This window comes from Erythrobacter donghaensis, from assembly GCF_001557325.1.
Lineage (GTDB): Bacteria > Pseudomonadota > Alphaproteobacteria > Sphingomonadales > Sphingomonadaceae > Erythrobacter > Erythrobacter donghaensis_B.
Genome location: NZ_LSJS01000118.1, coordinates 1 through 324 on the forward strand (window position 1 = coordinate 1; position 324 = coordinate 324).

The 324-nt window shown below is 65.4% G+C and carries 1 protein-coding gene; it reads left to right on the plus strand.

The window, feature by feature from the left end:
- A partial coding sequence (locus AX692_RS06380; RefSeq protein ID WP_155646274.1) for an IS66 family transposase occupies window positions 1-324 on the plus strand: 324 nt, incomplete at both ends.

A 324-nucleotide genomic window follows, 5' to 3' on the forward strand; every position in this document is an offset into this window, starting at 1 on the left:
TCCACGGCGACGATACCACCGTGCCGGTCATGGCCAAGGGCAAGACCGATGTGGCCCGATTATGGGTCTATGTCCGCGATGATCGTCCGTTCGCCGGGACCGATCCACCGGCAGTCCTGTTCCACTACTCGCGCGATCGGCGCGGAGAGCACCCGCAAGCCCATCTCGCAGGCTGGTCCGGTATCCTGCAGGCCGATGCCTATAGCGGCTACAACGACCTCTATCGCGAAGGACGCGACCCCGGCCCCGTGCTCGAGGCAGGCTGCTTCGCCCATGCGAGGCGCAAGTTCTTCGAGCTGGCCGATGTCGTAAGCTCGGCCCGCA